Annotated in this window: 17 protein-coding genes; 4 read left to right on the forward strand and 13 right to left on the reverse strand. The window is 38.1% G+C overall.

Translation table 11 applies throughout. From position 1 onward, the window contains the following. The first annotated feature begins 294 nt into the window (after nucleotides 1–294). Nucleotides 295–474: an H-type small acid-soluble spore protein gene (locus EP737_RS18075; RefSeq protein WP_129729543.1), complete on the forward strand. Its 180-nt coding sequence runs from the start codon at nucleotides 295–297 to the stop codon at nucleotides 472–474. A 175-nt stretch (nucleotides 475–649) separates the two neighbouring features. Beyond that, the gene (locus tag EP737_RS18080; protein ID WP_129729545.1) at nucleotides 650–1,405 is read left to right on the forward strand and encodes a (S)-benzoin forming benzil reductase; all 756 of its coding nucleotides are present in this window, start codon (nucleotides 650–652) and stop codon (nucleotides 1,403–1,405) included. Between the two features lie 410 nt (nucleotides 1,406–1,815). On the opposite strand, the gene EP737_RS18085 is transcribed toward EP737_RS18080, so the two are convergent. The 4 genes from EP737_RS18085 to EP737_RS18100 form a co-directional block, all read right to left on the reverse strand. Beyond that, on the reverse strand, nucleotides 1,816–1,998 hold the full coding sequence (locus EP737_RS18085; protein WP_129729547.1) for a hypothetical protein: 183 nt from the start codon (nucleotides 1,996–1,998) through the stop codon (nucleotides 1,816–1,818). Nucleotides 1,999–2,628: 630 nt separating this feature from the next. Further along, the gene (locus tag EP737_RS18090) at nucleotides 2,629–2,862 is read right to left on the reverse strand and encodes a hypothetical protein (RefSeq protein WP_129729549.1); all 234 of its coding nucleotides are present in this window, start codon (nucleotides 2,860–2,862) and stop codon (nucleotides 2,629–2,631) included. Nucleotides 2,863–2,889: 27 nt separating this feature from the next. Beyond that, complete coding sequence (locus EP737_RS18095) at nucleotides 2,890–3,159, reverse strand: DUF5132 domain-containing protein (protein ID WP_129729551.1); 270 nt, start codon at nucleotides 3,157–3,159, stop codon at nucleotides 2,890–2,892. A 60-nt stretch (nucleotides 3,160–3,219) separates the two neighbouring features. After that, a complete protein-coding gene (locus EP737_RS18100) occupies nucleotides 3,220–7,449 on the reverse strand; it encodes a cation-translocating P-type ATPase (RefSeq protein ID WP_129729553.1) in 4,230 nt (1,409 codons plus the stop codon). Nucleotides 7,450–7,611: 162 nt separating this feature from the next. Between EP737_RS18100 and EP737_RS26060 the strand changes: the two genes are divergently transcribed. Next, nucleotides 7,612–8,163, forward strand: a complete 552-nt coding sequence (locus EP737_RS26060) for a hypothetical protein (protein WP_205650970.1) — start codon at nucleotides 7,612–7,614, stop codon at nucleotides 8,161–8,163. 170 nt (nucleotides 8,164–8,333) lie between these two features. Here the strand turns inward: EP737_RS26060 and EP737_RS18110 are convergent, their stop codons facing one another. Together EP737_RS18110 and EP737_RS18115 are read right to left on the reverse strand one after the other, a co-directional pair. Continuing rightward, on the reverse strand, nucleotides 8,334–8,651 hold the full coding sequence (locus tag EP737_RS18110; RefSeq protein ID WP_129729555.1) for a hypothetical protein: 318 nt from the start codon (nucleotides 8,649–8,651) through the stop codon (nucleotides 8,334–8,336). Between the two features lie 185 nt (nucleotides 8,652–8,836). Further along, nucleotides 8,837–10,999, reverse strand: a complete 2,163-nt coding sequence (locus EP737_RS18115) for an RNA degradosome polyphosphate kinase (protein ID WP_129729557.1) — start codon at nucleotides 10,997–10,999, stop codon at nucleotides 8,837–8,839. A gap of 253 nt (nucleotides 11,000–11,252) precedes the next feature. On the opposite strand from EP737_RS18115, the gene ytaF reads away from it, so the two are divergent. Continuing rightward, nucleotides 11,253–11,924, forward strand: coding sequence for a sporulation membrane protein YtaF (ytaF, locus tag EP737_RS18120; protein WP_165350852.1), 672 nt, complete (start codon nucleotides 11,253–11,255; stop codon nucleotides 11,922–11,924). Between the two features lie 669 nt (nucleotides 11,925–12,593). On the opposite strand, the gene EP737_RS18125 is transcribed toward ytaF, so the two are convergent. The 7 genes from EP737_RS18125 to EP737_RS18155 form a co-directional block, all read right to left on the reverse strand. Beyond that, nucleotides 12,594–13,535, reverse strand: a complete 942-nt coding sequence (locus EP737_RS18125; protein ID WP_129729561.1) for a tetratricopeptide repeat protein — start codon at nucleotides 13,533–13,535, stop codon at nucleotides 12,594–12,596. A 25-nt stretch (nucleotides 13,536–13,560) separates the two neighbouring features. After that, a complete protein-coding gene (locus EP737_RS18130; RefSeq protein WP_129729563.1) occupies nucleotides 13,561–14,283 on the reverse strand; it encodes a glycerophosphodiester phosphodiesterase in 723 nt (240 codons plus the stop codon). A 16-nt stretch (nucleotides 14,284–14,299) separates the two neighbouring features. Next, nucleotides 14,300–15,121 carry an inositol monophosphatase family protein gene (locus EP737_RS18135; RefSeq protein WP_165350853.1) on the reverse strand — a complete coding sequence of 274 codons (822 nt, stop codon included), beginning with the start codon at nucleotides 15,119–15,121 and terminating at the stop codon, nucleotides 14,300–14,302. Nucleotides 15,122–15,149: 28 nt separating this feature from the next. After that, entirely contained in the window at nucleotides 15,150–16,265 is a 1,116-nt protein-coding gene (locus EP737_RS18140; RefSeq protein ID WP_129729567.1) for an ABC transporter ATP-binding protein, read from the reverse strand. Next, on the reverse strand, nucleotides 16,262–17,158 hold the full coding sequence (locus EP737_RS18145; RefSeq protein WP_129729569.1) for a carbohydrate ABC transporter permease: 897 nt from the start codon (nucleotides 17,156–17,158) through the stop codon (nucleotides 16,262–16,264). Before EP737_RS18145 ends, EP737_RS18140 begins: the two co-directional genes overlap by 4 nt. A gap of 16 nt (nucleotides 17,159–17,174) precedes the next feature. Beyond that, nucleotides 17,175–18,071: a carbohydrate ABC transporter permease gene (locus tag EP737_RS18150; protein WP_129729571.1), complete on the reverse strand. Its 897-nt coding sequence runs from the start codon at nucleotides 18,069–18,071 to the stop codon at nucleotides 17,175–17,177. 141 nt (nucleotides 18,072–18,212) lie between these two features. Next, on the reverse strand, nucleotides 18,213–19,598 hold the full coding sequence (locus EP737_RS18155; RefSeq protein ID WP_129729573.1) for a sugar ABC transporter substrate-binding protein: 1,386 nt from the start codon (nucleotides 19,596–19,598) through the stop codon (nucleotides 18,213–18,215). Nucleotides 19,599–19,914 lie beyond the last annotated feature (316 nt).

Raw genomic sequence — 19,914 nt, forward strand, 5'->3', positions numbered from 1 at the left:
GACAGAGGCGTAGTTGCACTTACACTGTATTCCTAAAATTTCCGGCTACGTCGAATGACCTTCTAGCTGGAAATTTATATTTTCCTCCAGTGTAAAGAAAACTCGCCGACTGGCAAGCCCCGCCCTTGGGCGAAGACAGAGATGTACTTGCATCTATATTATATTCCTAAAATTTCCAACTGTGTCAAATTCACTTCCGGCTGAAAAGTTATCGTTTTTTACAGTGCAGAATAAGCATAACATACTGGTTTCTATGCCATGCTAAGAAAAATAACTTAGCAGGAGGACAGGTTCATGAATATTGCACGCGCAAAAGAAATTGCTGAAACGGGAAAAACTGTTTACGTTACATTTCAAGGGACGCCGGTCATGATTCAACATGTAAATGAGCAGGATGGGACAGCACGTATTTATCCTATCTCTCATCCAGAGCAGGAGCAGACAGTTACTGTTAACAGCCTCCAAGAACAATAAGAAGGTCAGCCTCAAACGGCTGACCTTCTTATTGCCATAAAATTTATGCGCCTTTCTCTTATTTCAAGGCCTCCATTCCTCACTAAATTTAAACCGTTCATTTGCTTATAGAATATTCCGAATTTACACTTCATTCGTTTAATGTTATGTTTGTGTATAGAGGAGGTGATTTTTGATGAAATATGCAATTGTTACGGGAACATCCCGCGGTCTAGGGGAGGCTATTGCGAAACAGCTGCTGGAAAAGGGTGTCATTGTGTTTTCAGTCGCTCGTCATCGAAATGCGTTGTTGGAAGAAACAGCAAAGCAAGCAGGGGTGTTATTTTATCCGCTTAGCTTTGATTTACATAATCTGCAAGATGTAGAAGAAGTAATGAAGGAAATTTTTGCTGCTATGGATTTAGATAGTGCATCTGATCTTTATCTCGTGAACAATGCTGGTATGCTCGACCCGATAAAACCGGTAGAGCGTGCCGAGAATGAACTGCTTGTTCAAAATGTTGAAGTAAATCTCCTTGCACCAATGCTGCTTATTTCCGAGTTTTTAAAACGCACAAAGGATGCGCCATTAGAAAAACGCATCATTAACATTTCATCAGGAGCTGGTAAAAATCCTTATTCTGGTTGGAGTGCATATTGTACAACAAAAGCTGGCATTGATATGTTTACTCGCTGCGTCGCACTTGAAGAGGAAGGAAAAACCTATCCGACCAAAATCCTATCCTTTGCTCCTGGCGTTGTAGACACAAGTATGCAAGAACAAATTCGGAATACAGACAAGGAAGACTTTATCCATATCGATCGCTTCCTTTCTCTAAAGAAAGAAGGAAAATTGCTCTCCCCTTCCTATGTAGCACGCGTAATTGTTGATTTGCTAGAAGCAGATCATTTTGAACAAGGCGGCGTAGTCCGCATCAATACCCAACAATAAAAAGCAAGGAGACCCCCTTGCTTTTTATTTAGACCATATACATACGTTCATACGGTCTTAAGTCGAATGAAACCATAGATTCACGCTCTTCTATCAGATAGTTTTGAAGTACTAGATTATCAGAGGAGAGTATAATTCCCTCGTATTGATACGTTGCTGTACGATTTGTCAAATTGGCGATAATGACCGCTCACTTGCTCTCCAGCGCTCTAATCATAAATTTGCTTATAATCTGGCAAAATCCGCTCATACACTCCATAGGTAAGACAGCTCATTGCCCTTACACAGATGAATCATTCATTTAGAAAAGTTTAAAATGGATTTTGGCTCAAACCACTTCCATAAATTCCTCATAAGGCGTGACCTTTTCACTTTCAATCAAAAAAATGAGACGCCCAATCTGTGAATATTTAGAGTTTTTTTGTGAGTTTCTTCTTTCTCCGAACGATGTGCTCAATCTTTACAATTGGAACAATTTCAACTGATAACCAATTATCGAGCTCAGGAATTCCAATTTCTACAAATCCATTATCAAATATGTGAACAACTATATAGTGTTTGCCATTATAAAAAACAGTATCACCTTTCCTCATGTTTCTCCCCCCTATTATTCTGTACCTACTTCATTTCACAACGAATCATAAGGAATACCTAATATTACGAATCATTATACTATATAATAAATCCAGTTCAAAAGCTGTTACTTTGGTCACGAACGTATTGAAAAGGAATTCATTTATATATAGGAGCTTTCAGAAGGATTGCTGTATGTGGTGTAACGAGACGAGCTATAAACGGAGGGGAATCGGATAAAACCTCTTGCTCCATAGCTGACCTTAAGACTCAACTTCGTAAGTGTACGATCATTTTGACACTCTGGCAGATACCCTTTGTGTTCTAACGTAATTAGCTGATTGACATGTCTCGCTTGAAGATACAAAATATTGAATGTTTCATCTCTCATCCTATTTTTTCGCTACTTTTAAAGTATTCAGAAAAAAGAGGAAATATTAACAATTTTTGGAGTAAAGCAATTAAAAATATCTATAAACTAAAAGCCGATACTTACTTCTTTTTTATGTTAAGTTAAAAAGGGTAGAAACCTTAATTATTCAGAAGTGGGGCAAGGGATTTTGAGTTGATAGACACATTCCCAAATCCTTTTAAAAGAGAAGACTGACTCCAAAAGGCCACATTTTTTGACCATTTGAGTCAGTCTTAAATTAAAATCTCCTTAATTTTGGAAACGAAATGAGACTTAACAGATTGATGTTATTCTCCTTCCCTTTTGCCCGAACCTTTCCAAAAAATGTTCCTAAGAATTCTTCCCAAATAGCGCCCGCGCTCTTTTTAAATTCTGGACGTTCACGCAGTGATTGAATAGTCATATTCAGCGCTTGGTCCAAATGAGAAAGTGCTTGTCTTAAATGATAAATCATGTCATTTTGTTCGTTCATACGATTCCTCCTCTCGAATATACGATTTTAACGAAACATCGCTTCGTTTCTTTCTACTATTTCTACCTCGCAATCGATAAACATATCCTTATCGAGTTGTGCCTTCATTCGTTCAAATTTAACCTCGGCAACGACATCTTCAATCCCTTCTTTTGCTGATACAAGAAGAAACTTCATTTGTCTTGATAAATCTCTTGCAACAGGTCTTAACACTTCTTTAGCTATCGGTAACAAGGCTGATGTAGCGATGACAAGAGCAGATCCTACGATCACTCTCTGTATACCTCTTTGTACCATTATATTCCTCCTACAAAAAACGTTATTATTTTAGTCTGGTCAAATTTTTCCTTTTTATACCTATGCAGCTGCCTGAAGTGCAATCCTATTTGTTTTTTTACGAGTTAACATATTTACAACCGGCTTTGCTACAATTGCGGCACTGCTCGCAACCGCTAATATTGGAACCCATGAAATAATCGGTAAAGAAACTGTGCTAAATACACCATGCAACGGGCCGATATAAATAGTCGCCAACAATGCGAGCCAAGAAACTCCTAACGCGCCTACCAAGAAACGATCTTTTGACCAATCACGAATATTTTCTCTGGACCCTGTTTGTCTCCATGAGAAAGTTTGGATTAATTGGCCTGCTACTAACGTTGCAAATGCAGTTGTTCGAGCTACAGCTAGAGAAGATCCGCGACTTAAGCTTAATGCAAACAGACCTAATGATCCCGCACCTAATAGAACTCCGCGTGTAACAACTTGCTTATATAGGGACGAATCCACAATTTCTTGACGTTTTGTCTGTTTTGTTTTATTGCCCGGATTAACAGCCAGCACCATCGCAGGGAGCGCATCTGTTAAAAGATTCATTACCAGGATTTGAATCGGCACAATCGGAAGCGGCAGTCCTGCAATTACAGCAGCACCCGTGACAATAATTTCAGCCAGATTTCCGCTTAATAAGCACCCGAGCGCTTTACGAATGTTTCCGATGATAGTTCTTCCTTCTTTTACTCCGTCTACAATAGATCCAAAATGGTCTTCCTTTAGAACCATATCTGCTGTTTCCTTTGTTACTTGTGAACCGGTTTGCCCCATTGCAATTCCTATATCTGCCCTTTTTATAGCAGGAGAGTCATTTACGCCGTCTCCTGTCATCGCCACAACATGTCCTTGTTGTTGTAACATCGTGACAATGCGAAGCTTATGTTCAGGAGTGACCCTTGCAAAGATACAAATATCGTTGATGATGTTTCTTAACTCCTCATCCGACATCCGGTCTAGCTCGTTGCCGACGACAACTTTCTTTCCTCCGTTGCAAATTCCTATTTGCTTTGCAATGGCCAATGCAGTAACAGGATGGTCGCCTGTAATCATAATTGGTTTAATTCCTAATTCTAGAGCTTCACGGATACTCTTTTCTACATCAGGCTTTGGAGGATCTATCATACCGACCATGCCAACATAGATTAATCTATCATTCATATCATCGAAGCAAGTATCTTCGCCGTTATGATCAATTGGACGATACGCAAACGCTAAAACACGGAGAGACTGCTCAGCATATTTTTCATTTTGCTGTAAAATTGCCTCCTTTATTTCATCTGTCAACACGTATCTTTGTCCATGTTGCTGATAATGGGTACAACAGTTCAAAATCTTTTCCACTGAACCTTTTGACATAACAAAACATTTTCTTTTGTCTTCTTCACTCTTGCAAGCAACTGTCATCATGCCTGAACTTGAATCAAAAGGAATTTCGTGAATACGCTTCCAATGTTTGTGATTTTCCAAATGGAAATTGCGTTTTGCAGCCAATGTCACAACGGCACCCTCAGTCGGGTCTCCTTTGATTCCCCAGCGTTCATTTTCAAAGTGCAATGAAGTGTTACTGCACAATAATCCAATTTCCAAAAGCTTATCCAGTTCCTTAGATTTTTTTTCTACTCCATTTTTATCAATAATCTTTCCTTCTGGAGCATATCCATCTCCAGTTGCATGGAATTCAGTATCAATCGTTGCTATTTTCTTGACGGTCATTTCATTTTTCGTTAGTGTTCCTGTTTTATCCGAACAAATAACCGTTGTTCTTCCTAACGTCTCTAAAGAAGATAAATTTTGGACTAAAGTTTGTTTCTTTGCCATGCGGAATATACCAGCAGTTAAAGCAATCGTAATCGTCATCGGAAGTCCTTCAGGAATCGCCGATGCCGTCAAAGCCAAAGAAGTAGTAACCATTTGTGAAATTGGGTTTCCTCTAAGCAAACCCACAACAAATACAACAGCACCTGCTGCTAAAGCACCCTTCATAAATGTTTTACTAATGGAAGTTACTTGTTTTTGCAATGGTGTCTCTGTATCATTTTCCTCACTTAATAGCGACATAAGATGACCTATCTCAGTATCTCTTCCTGTTTGTACAACAACCGCGAGAGCTTTCCCCCTCGTTACATGCGTTCCCATATACAGCATGTTTATCCGGTCAGAAAGAGCCTCTTCTTTCGAAAGCTTTCCAGCAGTCTTTCTAACAGGCAGCGATTCACCTGATAGAGAAGACTCATTCACTTCCAGATTCCATCCTTGAATTAATCTCAAATCGGCAGGAACACGGTCTCCTGCTTCGAGCACTACAACATCGCCTGGAACGAGGTCTTCTGCAGGTATTTCTGCTTTCTCTCCCTTTCGAATTACATGACAATTTGGCGGTACGAAGCGGGTCATCGCTTCAACAGCACCTTCCGCTTTCCGTTCTTGCATCGTCGAAATCGCAGCATTTAACAAAAGAATCGAGCCCATTGCGGCTCCATCAAATACATGTCCAGAAACGATGCTTAATAAAGCGGTTGTCCCTAAAATAATCGTCGTAAACTCCTTGAATTGGGCTAGATAGCTTTTTATCCAATGAGGTCGTTGCTTTGTCTGGATTTTATTCGAACCATAGGTATGCATAGCTGTTTTGATTTGCTGTTCACCTAAACCATATAGTTCATCCGTTTTCAGAAGATGAAGAATTTCCTTCTCATCCATTGCATGCCAAGGATGGCCATCCGCCTTTCCTTCGCCATTCCCTCTTGCTTGCCCTTTCGCTTGTTTTCCTGCCCCGATATGCTGCTCCGTCCATTTTTTTATTTTTGTTAAGAAGCTTAGCGTTAACGTGTCCGCAATCAAATTAACTACCGGCGCAGCTACAAATAGCGGTGCAGCAATTGCTGTTCCAATCAAATTCCATAAAGATGTTATTTTTGCATTTGTATGGACAAGATTATCCAGCTGTTCGGCATGCTGATAACTTTTTGCAAGTTCTGGCAATTGCCCGATTCTTATAGAAGGGTAAAAAGACAAGATATTTTCTGTTCCATTTGATACATCATCTGTAACAAATAAGATTTCATCCCTTTGGGCTGGGAAAGGTCTGGTTATTTCTCTAAATTCCAGATTAAAATGTTTTGCTAAAAAGCTTGATAAGTCTTCTAGATTTACATCATTCTGATTGGTTTTAGCATCTATTATAGTTCCAGGACGCAATCGCTTAAATAACGCTGCCGCTTCTTGTCTTATTGTTCCGTTATCAGCAATTAAAGAAGCATCTTCAAATACAACCGCTTTTGTTTGTGATAACTGATACATCGATCCGTTCTCCGGGATACACTGTTCATGTTCCCTTGCAACATGCTCTGCTTGCTTCCAAGCATACTCGGTAGAGGTTAAAACTGGACGAGGATTAGCTGCCAATAAAACACCTAGTGCAGCCATAGGATTTCTTGTCAACGCAAAACTAGCCCCAGCCGCGACTAAACCAAATCTGCTTGCGCGTCGGCTGTAAGCTTCAATCTGAGGCGATACGCATGGCTGGTCTAATAGATCTGTTTTCACCTGTCTGCGTTTCCAGTTTAAATATTGGAGAATACTAATGCCAGCTAAAACAACTAAGTTTTCCCGAACGAGCGCCAATCCTAACGAACTGACACCAAGTAATAAATCTACATTCAGCTTTTTCTTTTGTTGCATATTATGCAACCCTTTTTTCAAAAAGGGGTATCCAGTACCAATTGCTATCGCACTGCTAAGGAAAAAAGGAAGAGGATGTCTTGCCAAAGCAGACCTTCCCCAAAATAACTGCTTAACTCCTAAAATCCCCAGTCCCGCTATCGATAAAGTAAGCGGCAAGGGAACTCTTTCTTCATCTATAGCCGTATTTTTTGTATACGGAATAGATTCAAAATAAGAAGGTGCGATTGCACTTTCAGCGGTTGCAGCAACTTCACTGTATATAACAGCATGTTCTTCTTCATTTCCAAGTGCAGTCTCTTCCTCAGTTATGTGTCGTTTCTTAAACAAAACTTCTTCAAATTTTTTGATAAATAACAAAAGAACGTTTAGACTTACTTTATTTTCATTAAACACTAACAATACTTTCCCTGAATCGCTATTTGCACAAACAGATGTGACCCCTTTAATAGAAGAGAAAATTTCTTCAAACTTCTCAGCTATCTCAGGGTTATGTTGTAATCCAAATAGTTCAAATCTAGCTCTGCCAGGGAGAATATGAAAAGATCGCGGTTTAAACGATATTTCATGCATTCTCTTGCCACCTCCCTTCTTGCTATCCTAATTTTTTATACAAATAATATTTTGGACGGATTTTTTGTATTATATTCATGATTAAAAACACACTTTTTGTAGATAATGAAAATAAATATAACCAAATTTGGGTAAAATTCGCATTATCAAGGAGGTTGAATTATGCTTAAAAAGTTTTTTTCTTTTAGTAATCCAGTTGGTCTAATTATCAGTTCTGCAGCGCTTATATTAACGGTATCTCCAGAGGCAAGAAAAGGAACTAGAAAGCTGCTGGTTAAAGGGGCAGGCGCAGCGATAGCACTGGGAGATCAAATGAAAGGGCTCACGACTGGCCTACAACAGCAGTTAGGGACGTTTGTAGAAGAAGCAAAAGCAGAAAGGAAAACGATGATGCTGCCTGATATGACTCAAATGGTCAAAAAAGGAGGCAATATGGTTAAACACAGTTTTGAAGAGGGAGTTGCAAAAACGGAACAGGTAATGGATACTGCAAAAGATTCTGTTAGAGGTTTATTTGATGATGAAACGGTCAATTACAGTTTCGAAGAAAGAGATACAAAAAAACTGGCAATGGAAACTCCAAAGGAAGCTGTTGCTACAGGCTTATTTGACGATATAGAGCCGGCTCCTAACCAAGAGTTTACTGCCTATAATGTTTTAGACGATCATTCTATTCAAATGAAATTACATGAGATTGAACAAAAATTATATTAAAGAGACTGACTCAAAGTTAGTCTCTTTCTTTTATGCTTACAACTGCAACGTTTGTCTTCTCATTTTTCAGTTTAATGAACGATTAGCTTTTTTATAATCACTAGACATACAGAAAAAGGAACTCCTCACAAGAAACACACTCTACTTTTGGAGTTCCCTGTTTGAATTATTTATTGTTCTTGCTGTTCAGGGTTTCTGTTAAATAGTAAATTTCCAGCCGTAGCTCCAATCGAGCTTCCGATTCGATTTCCGACCATATATCCGGCAATTGAGCCAATAACTGTACCGATTCCGGGAAGAATCATCGATCCTGCTATTGCGCCATATTCTACCCCGGCCATAATTCCTGCTGCTCCTGTTACATTTTTTACTGTACTGGCAGCCAGGTATTTACCATCTCTCTCCCCTTGTATATAAGATTGGACATCTTCAACCTGCGAAATTCCGCCGGCTACAACTCCTGACCATAATGGTGCACCTTTAAGCATAACAATTCCTCCTTTAGTTTTTGTTTAGTATGTCCAAAGAAAAAAATGCTAGTACAGCTGTACTAATTTACTATGTGCAAACGTTTAATACGTGACCGTTCTTTTTCAACTGTTTTGACATATATCTTTTAAAGAAATGAAAAAACTACCCCCAGGAGTCTCTCACTTCGAAAGATTTAATGGTATCAGCATTTTCCTCGCAGGCACTTTTTTATCCGCTTTTTCTGATGAGATCGTGTAGCATTGTATATCATGTTATATATTTCCAATTGACTATTAACTATTGTATCTTCTGCACGCTTTACATAATGATAATTTCCTTCGGAATCTTGCTCACGGGCTTTTACATTATCCGCTAACATCAGCGATAGCCAATTTTGAATTCGTTTCTTTAAACGTGAATCTAAAATGGGAAATAAAATTTCTACACGGTTTTCCATGTTTCGCGTCATCATATCAGCTGATGATAAAAAAATTTTTTCCTCACCATTATGATGAAAATAATACATACGGCCATGCTCTAAAAAGCGGCCAACAATACTGCGAACTTTAATATTTTCGCTAACTCCTTTGATGCCTGGTCTTAAACAACAAATGCCTCGTATAATTAAATCAATTTTCACACCAGCCTTTGAAGCTTCATATAGCTTCATGATTAACGATTTATCTGTTAACGCATTCATTTTCGCAATAATGTGACCATTTTTATGCTTTTTATGAAAAGTAATTTCTTCATTAATTAATGCAATAAAATCTTTACGAATATTAAATGGTCCCACTGATAAATGATGGTATTCCGGTTTTTCAGTAAATACACTTAAATAATTAAAGAAGTTTGTAGCATCAATACCAAATTTTTCATCCGATGTAATCAATCCTAGATCTGTATAAATTTTTGCTGTTGCATCATTATAGTTTCCTGTTCCTAAATGGACAAAGCGTTCAATCCGTCCGTTTTTCCGACGTACAACAAGAGTAATTTTACTATGTGTTTTTAAATGAGTCATTCCATAAATAACATGGCAGCCTGCTTGTTCAAGCTCTTTTGCCCAATGGACATTATTCTCCTCATCAAATCGAGCCTTTAACTCAACAAGAACTGTAACTTGCTTTCCGTTTTCTGCCGCACATTTTAATGCTTTAATAATTGGGGAGTCACCACTGACACGATACAATGTTTGTTTAATAGCTAGAACATCCGGATCTTCCGCAGCCTCAGATATAAAATCGACTACTGGCCGAAACGATTCGTATGGATGATGAAATAATATATCCCGTTTTAAAGCTTTCTCAAAAATATCTTCATCGGATGCTAAATCTTTCGGTCGCTGCGGAATCAGTCTTTCATCGACAAGGTATTCATGTGTTGCTTCAATACATTTATAAAAAGAGAACAAAAATGTTAAATCAAGCGGACCATCAATGATATAAGTATCTTTCTCATGAATTTCCAGTTCTGTTTGTAAATATTCCAATACATTTTGATCATAATTCCGGCCATCTATTTCCACTCGAATTTCAGTACCCCATTTTCGTTTCTTTAGCTCTTTTTCAATCTCCCGAAGTAAATCGCGTGCTCCCTCTTCATGAATGGTCATATCAGCGTTTCTCGTAATGCGAAATGGTGTAACGCTTTTGACCGTATACCCTTTCAAAAATTTATAGATAAAAGCAGCAATGACGTCTTCAAGCAGGACAAACGTTCTTGTTTCAGACTGAGTTGGCAATTCAACATAACGCTGTAATACTCCTGGAACTTGTATAATTACTAACTTACTGCTTGACTGCCTGATTTGACTGTCCTCTTCTGTAGTTTTTTCAATACTAATCGCTAGGTTTAGACTTTTATTCAGCAACATTGGAAAAGGGTGGTACGCGTCAATAGCCATTGGAGTTAACACAGGGAAAATCTCTTCTTTAAAATATGTTTCCAAAAATGAAAATTGGTCTGCACTTGCTTGTCTAATCGTGATGATTGAAACACCTTCACTTTCTAGCTTAGGCAGAAGAGATTGTTTATAAGTGTTGTATTGTAATTTAACCAACTCATGTGTTGTTTTGGATATAAGCGATAATTGTTCCTTTGGAGTCAAGCCAGCTTTATTTTCCGGTTTGTTAAATCCTGCTTCGACTTGATCTTTTAAGCCGGCCACACGGACCATAAAAAATTCATCTAAATTTGAACTAAAGATCGCAAGAAACTTAAATCGTTCTAATAAACGATTGTGTCCATCGATCGCTTCTTCTAATACACGTTGATTAAACGCCAACCAGCTTAACTCACGATTGTTATAGTTTACAGGATCTTCTAGATGTTTTATTTTTGCCGTTGCACTCGTTGTTTCCACTGTAAACGCCCACCTTAAAAGAAAATGTCATAATTAAAATTTGTCCAAAACGCTCTAATTTAAACATTGTTCTACATACTACACGTTTTTTAATCATGTTTATATAAAAATTTACAAATTAAGAACTAATATGAAATTTCCGCACCAGAATCATTTGTTAGAACAGGTGATTCTAGAGGGAGTACACGCATATACCTTGTGAAGTTTTCATAAGATGGATATCAGCCGTTATTTGACAAAAGGAGGGATACTTATGTTATCTCTGCTTGTATTAATTATTTTCTTAGGGTTTGTATTGAGTATCGATAGTTTTGGGGTAGGCTTCACGTATGGTGTTAGAAAAATTTTAATTCCTACACGTTCGCTCTTTACAATTATGATTATTACCGGAGCAGTTCTCTTTATATCCATGAGCATCGGCCACGGAATATCTCGCTTTATTTCTCCACATTTTGCACAAATGCTGGGAGGATTATTATTAATCGTTCTAGGTTTTTGGACTCTTTATAATTTTTATAAAACAAACAATGAGGATATAAACGAAACCATTGCAGCTTCGCTTTCTCAGATAACTAGAAAGCAACCTGCCAAAAAAACCATTCAACTCAAAAACTTGAGAATTATAATTGAAATCTTGGAAACACCGATGAAAGCAGATGTTGACCAATCAGGATGGATTTCTATTAGGGAAGCGGCTATGCTAGGCACAGCACTCTCACTAGATGCTTTTGGTGCAGGGATTGGAGCTGCCTTCTTGGGTTATCCTATTTCATTAACACCAATCATCATTGCCATAATGAGTGGAACTTTTGTTTATTTAGGAGTATTAGCAGGAGCTAAGTTTGCAAATCTAAAATGGGTGCACCAACTGCGTTTTCTCCCGAGTTGCTTATTAATCATAATAGGTATATATAAATTCTTCTAAGGGGGATGAGGTAACTCCAACAAAATATGTACTACCATTACTACATTAATATATTTGATTATACTTTACTTTTTATTTATGAATTATCATTCAAACAAACTAAATTAAATTCCTAGAAAACCTAAGCATATATACCATGGCTAATCATGTAGGCTATCTTCTCCTCTCCCTTGTTGCCCCTTCTGCGTCTGGTTAGGTAATAAATAAAAGCAATCTAAAAATCCAAGTTTCTTCCATCAAGCTTCTATCATCTTGTCCCACTACTCCGAAAGTTTACAACCTTCCTGAAAACGGACCTTTTTATTCTAAGAAAAACTAAACATGGGTAGCATGATATTTTTAGCCTGTGATGGAGTTTGCTGTAACATACATTAACGTTAGCAGCTCTAAAACCATTCCCATAAAAACCTATACTCTTGCTAAAACTAATTAGCAGGAACATTCAATATTTTTGGAATCGCTCCTGCTGATTAGGACTATCTAAAAGAATTATTTAGCATCATGTAAGCTCTTTAACTGAAAATGTTTCCACCAACCGCTTCCTTGGTTCTATGTAAACCAAATTCTTATTGTTGGAGCAAATGTTTAAATCCGAAAACTGCACACAAAACATTTCAAAAACTATCGGAATTGATTTACTAAATGGTTACTTACTTAATCCTACTTATACTATAGTCCTGTATCACTTTGGAGTTCTTGTGCTATGGACTGATAAAATCGATCTGGCCACTCCATTTTAGGATGAAAATTGTAAAGTAATGCATGGGTAAATATAGCTGCGTTTACCCATCTTGTCTTGAAAAGAAGAGGCTTTTTCCGCAATAATTCCAATGGATCTATTAAAACTGAAAAGTCAATGTATTCCTCAAAAGTCCCGTCAAATCCTTTAGGCCAGAATTTCTTTAACGGATGATCAGATACCCTACCTCCACTTTTCACATGATCATAAGTTTCTCTTAACCATGTTGGTAAAAATACCCCTGTTAACGGTTCTTGCATACTTTCCCACCCGCAAAGTAATGACCCATGCTTGCCCCATTCAATACGAATGATCGCCCGCTGCTGATTGGCCTGTGCTTCTTCTACTGCTGCCTCCGATTCCAGTACACGGGAATGAAACCAACACATAACATTTGTCACTTCTTCTTTTTCCTGGTCATACTCCACCCAAACCTCTTCATGATCGCATGGTTCATAGTCATCTGGAAAATCATAGTCATCTTCCCAAAACAAATGATAGCCAATCAATGGTTTTACTGGATGATGCACTGCGACTATATCCTTGAGCGGGAAACATTCTTTGGGGGTAATGAAGAAAATAGGACAAAATTTTTCAATTAGTCTCTCTTCATCTTTTGTAAGAGGGAGAAGCGGGTCCATCTCCAGCACCTCATTGTATCGCAGTCCAGCTCTACGTAAATTGCCATCTAAATGATAGAATTCCGCTTGACGTGATACATAAGAAGGATGATTCGGATCCGCTTTTTTTAATAGCTCAAGCTGCATAATCGCCAACTGGTACAAATCAATTCCAGAAAGTTTATTTCCCTTTACGAAATCAGTGATTTTTTCGTTTCCTTGTTTAAATTCATACAAAAATGTATCAATCAATGCCTGTCCCCCCTAACGATTCCACTTATATGCGCATATCTCTTAGCTCCGTCAATATTCTTACTTCTTGCGTAGTAATAGAGTGCACTCCCATGTCTAGAAACTTTTCCATTACATGCGAATCATCCACGGTCCACACTAAAACAGGAAGGCAGCGTCTAGCGGCAACATTCAATAATTCTTCTTGACATAAGTGATAATTAATATTAATTCCACAGCATGAAGCGGCTATTGCATCCTGATACGTTTCTTTTACGAAATCGGCATAATTCTCTTTCCTTTGGTTAAACAAGCTCATACTTGCATTCAATAATACTTGATAGGTTGGGTAATGTTTCTTTAGGTGCAATGCCCTATCTTTCTCACATCCAGTAATGATGGAATAGTCCTTCATGTTATATTCTTCAATAATTTTGATCATAGGATCGATAGCAAGATCTTCTTTCACATCTAAATTTATGATTCGATGACTTTCACGAATAAACGTTAAAACTTCCTGTAGCTTGATGATAGGGGCATCCTTTGTAAAACTATTCAATTCCTCAACAGACAAATCAGCTATTCTTTTAACACCATGTTCTGTACTTATATGCTCATCATGTGCTAGAACGATAACCCCATCTTTTGTTGCTCGAATATCTACTTCAATAATATCTGCCCCTGCCTTTATTCCCTCTATCACGGACTCGATTGAATTCGGCCTCGTATTCATACATCCAGTATGAGCTGTTATCAATGGTCTTTTCAACTGTACCACCTATCCTTCAAGGCTTTATTGTCTTTAGGAATTCATCATGTATTTTACCGTTAGACGCGACTAAGGAATCATGGAACAGGCAATATGGGTTCCCTTCCTTATCTGTACTATTTCCACCTGCTTCAGCTAGAATTAATATTCCCGCAGCTGTATCCCAAGGATTAAGACCCTCATGCCAGAATCCAGTTATCCTGCCAGACGCAATGAAGCATAAATCTAAGCTTGCTGCTCCTAGCATACGAATGTTCCTGCTTTTTCCAGCCAATGCATCGATTTGTTTGACTACCCGCGACCCTGCTTTAAAATCGCTCGCTTGAAACCCTGTTGCCACAACCGCCTCGGCTAATACAGATTCGTCTCCTACGTGGATACGCTGCCCATTTCTATAGGCTCCAAATGATTTCCTTGCACTATATAACTCATCCGTCATTGGATTATATACAACGCCAATGATAGGCTCTCCATCCTTCACAACCGCTATGGATACCGCAAAATGCGGAATCCCGTGAATAAAATTAGTCGTGCCGTCAATTGGGTCAACAATCCAGCCATACCCTGTTTTATGACTTTTAAAAGTTTCATAGGAATCCGCCTGACCACAGTCTTCCTCTGACAAAATCCAATGCTTGGGATACTCCGTTTGAATCTTATGACGGATATAATCCTCACTCAACTTGTCAACCTCCGTTACAAGATCAGAAGCATTCTTTTTCTGTTCAACCTTTCCCATATTTCCCAAACGATCCTCAATTAGCACACCCGCGTGCTTAGCATATTCAATCGCGGAGTTACATAAACTCTGCTCTAAACTATGTTGTACTACCTCCATATTCACCCTATCCTTTATTTCTGTTCTGTTAATTGTAGATGAATGTCTCAACATTATGCTTCTTTAAGCTTTCCCCTGTAGCTGCATCGAACAAATGAATAGCTTCAATGTTAGCAGTCAACATAATTGCACTTCCATATTCCAATTTAATATTTGGTTCAACAAAACAACGAATATATTCATTACCAACCTTCACATTAACCATTTGAGAATGTCCGATAGATTCGATTAAGCTTACAGTACCCTCAATACAAATATCGCCATCATTCTCTAGCTTCAAATCATGAGGTCGAATCCCTACATTTACGTCCTGCGATTTTTCTCCTGCATAGGAATCTAATAATGTATCAGTTACATCAATTATTAACTCATTTATACGAACGTTGGATTTCTTATCCACTGAAGATAGCGTTCCTCTTAAGAAGTTCATCGGAGGCGTACCTACAAACTGAGCAACAAAATAATTTTTAGGCTTATTATATAGCTCCATAGGATTACTATATTGAATTAAATGTCCTTCCTTCATAACAGCAATACGATGTGCCATTGTCATGGCTTCTTCCTGGTCATGGGTAACTAAAATAGTCGTGATGCCTAATTCCCTCTGAATGCGGGAAATCTCTTCTCTCATTTCAATTTTCAGCCTGGCATCCAAATTGGATAATGGTTCATCCAACAGAAGCACCTTTGGTTTTTTTACAATTGCACGCGCTAAGGCAACACGCTGCTGCTGCCCCCCTGATAATTGACCTGGCTTGCGATCTAATAGATGTCCCAGCTGAACCATTTCAGCAGCCTGTTTCGCCTGTTCATACCGTTCTTCTTTCGCTACTTTCTGCTGCTTTAAAGGAAAAGCGATATTATCTAAAACAGTCATATGCGGATACAAAGCATAACTTTGGAACACCATTCCAATATTTCGGTCTTTTGGCTCTAAATCATTTACTATTTGGCCGTCAAAATATACTTCACCGCTATTTGGCTTATAAATACCTGCTATCATTAGCATGGTTGTAGATTTTCCACAACCACTTGGTCCAAGTAAAGCAACAAATTCACCATCTTCAATTGTTAAATTCAAATTGTTAATCGTATTGCTTTTGTTATTAAATGATTTAGTAAGATTCCTTAGCTCTATTTTCATACCCGCTTTCCTCCCCCGGCACTTACCTGCATTAACGATTTTTGTGTGAAAATGAAAAACACTAAGACTGGCAGCATATAAAATAGTGACACTGCACTTAATAATCCGTAATTAATCATATTAGGATCACTAATTAATTTTTGGAGATAAGAAGCCAATGTAACGTTATTATCACTAACAGTAAACGTATATAATAATAGAAATTCAGACCATCCCGATAAAAAAGAAAAAATGCTGATTGCTGCAATGCCAGGCTTAATAAGCGGGATCACAATGGTGTACCATACTTGGAAGCGACTGCAGCCATCAATCATTCCCGCCCATTCTACGTCCCAAGGCACGTCATCAAAAAATCCTTTTACAATCCAAGCTGTCATTGGAATTTGCAAAGCCGTTTTTACGAGAACAACTCCCCAAATAGAATCAAACAATCCCATAAAATTAAGGATGTAAAATACAGCAATAAGCAAAGCCACACTAGGAAAAGCATGTAAAAGTAACGTCATTTTCATTATCGTCTGACGTCCAGTGAACTCAATTCGAGCTAACGCGTACCCAGCCATAATTCCGATAATTACTTCCAATATGGTAAGAGAACCGGCGAACACAAAAGAATTCCATGTAGCTGTCCAAATACTCGGAAGCTCGCTTCCTCCATGCTCCACATTGGACCATAAGAAGCTCCAGTTCTCCACTGTAAATGAAGTAGGAATAAAACCAAATTTCATTTTCTTAGAAAATGAGCTTAATAACAGCCATACGTACATAAGAATGATTGGCAAAGTTGTAATCCCTAATATTCCATAAGCAACCAAATAAGGAATTCGCTTTTTCCATTTGGATACGGGATGTATTGTGGGTATTGTTAGCTTTTGATAACCTGTTGCCTCCATTTTAGCAACTCCCTCTCTACTCAATTTTTGATGAACCGAGCATTTTTTCCATTCTAAAAAATTTCCACATAACAAAAGAGAACAGCAAAGCAACTATAACAAGAACAAGGGAAACGGCTGCCCCATAACCAAATTCAAAATTTTTGAAGGCGCTGTGGAAGGAGTATAATGCCAATACTTCACTGTCAAACAACGGTCCTCCTTTTGTCAAAAGGAGAATATATTCATACGATGTAAGCAATGACAAAAATTGCCACAACGTTACAAACATCAACGGCCAACGGACAGCTGGGACAATAATATCCCTGATAATTGCCCAGTGAGACGCTCCATCCACCATCGCAGCCTGAAATAAATCACGTGGAATAGATTTAATAGCAGATGAAAAAATAATCATTCCATAAGAGGCCCCGATGACCCCATTTGCTAAAATAATTGCTGTCATCGGATGGGTTGTTAACCAATCAACAGGTGACATATGAACAAGAGCCCTTAAACTGTTTAACACACCATAGGCGCTTGGATCAAAAAACCATAACCAAAGCAATGCATATACAACTGGCGGAGAGATCCTTGGCAACATCCAAATTGTTCGAAAAACTAGACCGACAGATTCTTTTTGGACGAAATAAGTAGTAAGAATGCCTAGGGCCAAACCAAAACCTACATTGATTAATAGCGTAAAACCGAGATATAAAACAGTGTTCTTAATAATTTGAACAATATTAGGGTCAGTCACAAGCTTATGAAAATTTGTTAAACCATTAAAGGTCCAATTCATGGCTGAATCCATATTCGTAAACGCTATAATTGCTATTAATATGACGGGAAGAAAAAAGAACAGGAAAATCAAAATCACAAACGGACCTAACATAATGGCAGGCAATTTCCACCTTTTTAAAACAGTACCCACTATTAGACCTCCTTGAAAAGTTGATACCTAGCATAAAATTGCTAGGTATCACTTCTTTAAAGAATTTATACATTTTGAGCATATCCAGCTCCAGCGCCCAGCCCCTCACAGACTAAGCAGGCTGTTTTCACGTTTCTTAACTTATTCAATAATTTGCAATTGATCTCCTAAATCATTTTTCAGCTGTACTTCTAAATCTTTTAAAGCTTCCTCAGGCTTCTTCTTGCCCAGTTCTACAGCTTGAATCGCACTGAAAACAGCTTTTGAATATTTTGGGAAACCATTGCTATTTGGAAGGAACGTCGTATAATCAGACATGTATGCCACATTCCCTAATGTTATATCCGCCTTAAAGTCCGGATTTTCTTCGCCGCTCTTTGTTACAGGCAAGTGGGCTGTTTTTATAGCATGATCAGCCTGAAGTTCCGGATCAGCTACAAGCTCCAATAAACGCTTTACTAAATCTGGGTGCTTTGTATGTGCTGAAACTGTATAAACAAACGGATGAGAAAGAGTAAGTGGTTTTCCACCCTTCTCCGCTGCAGGGATAAGCATCATACCGAAGTGTTCGTTAACCCATTTAGCATCAACTTTTCCTAATTGATCATGGAAATTACCTTGGCTCCAGTTAAATACGTTCCAAATTCCTCCATAATAGAATAATGTTTGTCCATTCACAACCATTTTATGGATATTATCCCACTGAATTGAAGTTAAATTATCTGGGATTAATTGCTCTTGTGCAATTTCATAGTAGTAGTTCAATTGCTTTGCAACAGCCTTCTTATCGAATACAATCTTATTTGCAGAAGCATCGTATACTTTTCCTCCAAAATCATAAGCCAATGCTTGAAAATCCGGACCCTCTACCGGGCGGTGAACAATACCGAATTGCGCTGCTCCTTTAGACTTTGCCTCTTCAGCCAAATTTGTCATATCCTCAAGTGTAAATTCTCCCTGCTTAACTTTTTCTGGAAGACTATTAATCTGTTCATCGCTCCAGCCAAGTTTCTTTAAAATATCTTTATTGTAAAAAACAGGACGTGCTTCAGTATCTTGCAGGGCACCCCATATATGGTTTTTATACTCTGCTGCCTTCCAAAGAGTTGGGACTACATCTTTATATTCCTTTGATTTTTTCAAATCATCTAAAGAGAGAATATAATGTCCATCAGCTAACCACCCAATATTTTCATGTCCTGTCGCATAAATATCCGGCTCCTTTTTCGCCTGGAAGGCTAGCATAAATTGCTTTGCATAATCGTCCCAACTACCAGAAAAACTATTTGTTTCAACCTTAACTTCGATATTTTCCCCTTGATCTTGTAACTCTTTATTTAACTTTTCAGAAGCTGCTACTAGATTATCTACCCTAGTTATTTCCGCCCCAGCTGTTTGAGCTTTAATCGTAACAACTTCAGGCTCCTTTGCTTGACTTGCTGCGGACTCATTTCCATTTGTACATCCAGCTAAAATACCCATTCCCAGAACTACCGTGGACAATACACCTGCTGTAACCTTCTTCATTTTTCCACCTCTATCATTTTGTTTATATAGCCTAAGAAAATGTGGGAACGTTCCCAGATAAGAACCACCTATGTGGAAGCTTTAATATTTCTACTAAAGTCTAAATTTCGTTCCCTCTCTATCTGGTTATTAATATACATGCCCAATGTTTAGTATTTATTGTGAGAGTCTTAAGTTAATGTAAAAGGGTTTTTAACTCAACTTTACAATACAATCATTTGCACTGACTTCACTGAGTAATAACCCCCTATAATTACACCTGCTATAATAGGCTTAATAGGCTTAATAGGCTGCATAAATGATACACCAATAATCA

It is taken from the genome of Ectobacillus funiculus (assembly GCF_004138295.1).
GTDB classification, from domain to species: domain Bacteria; phylum Bacillota; class Bacilli; order Bacillales; family Bacillaceae_G; genus Ectobacillus; species Ectobacillus funiculus.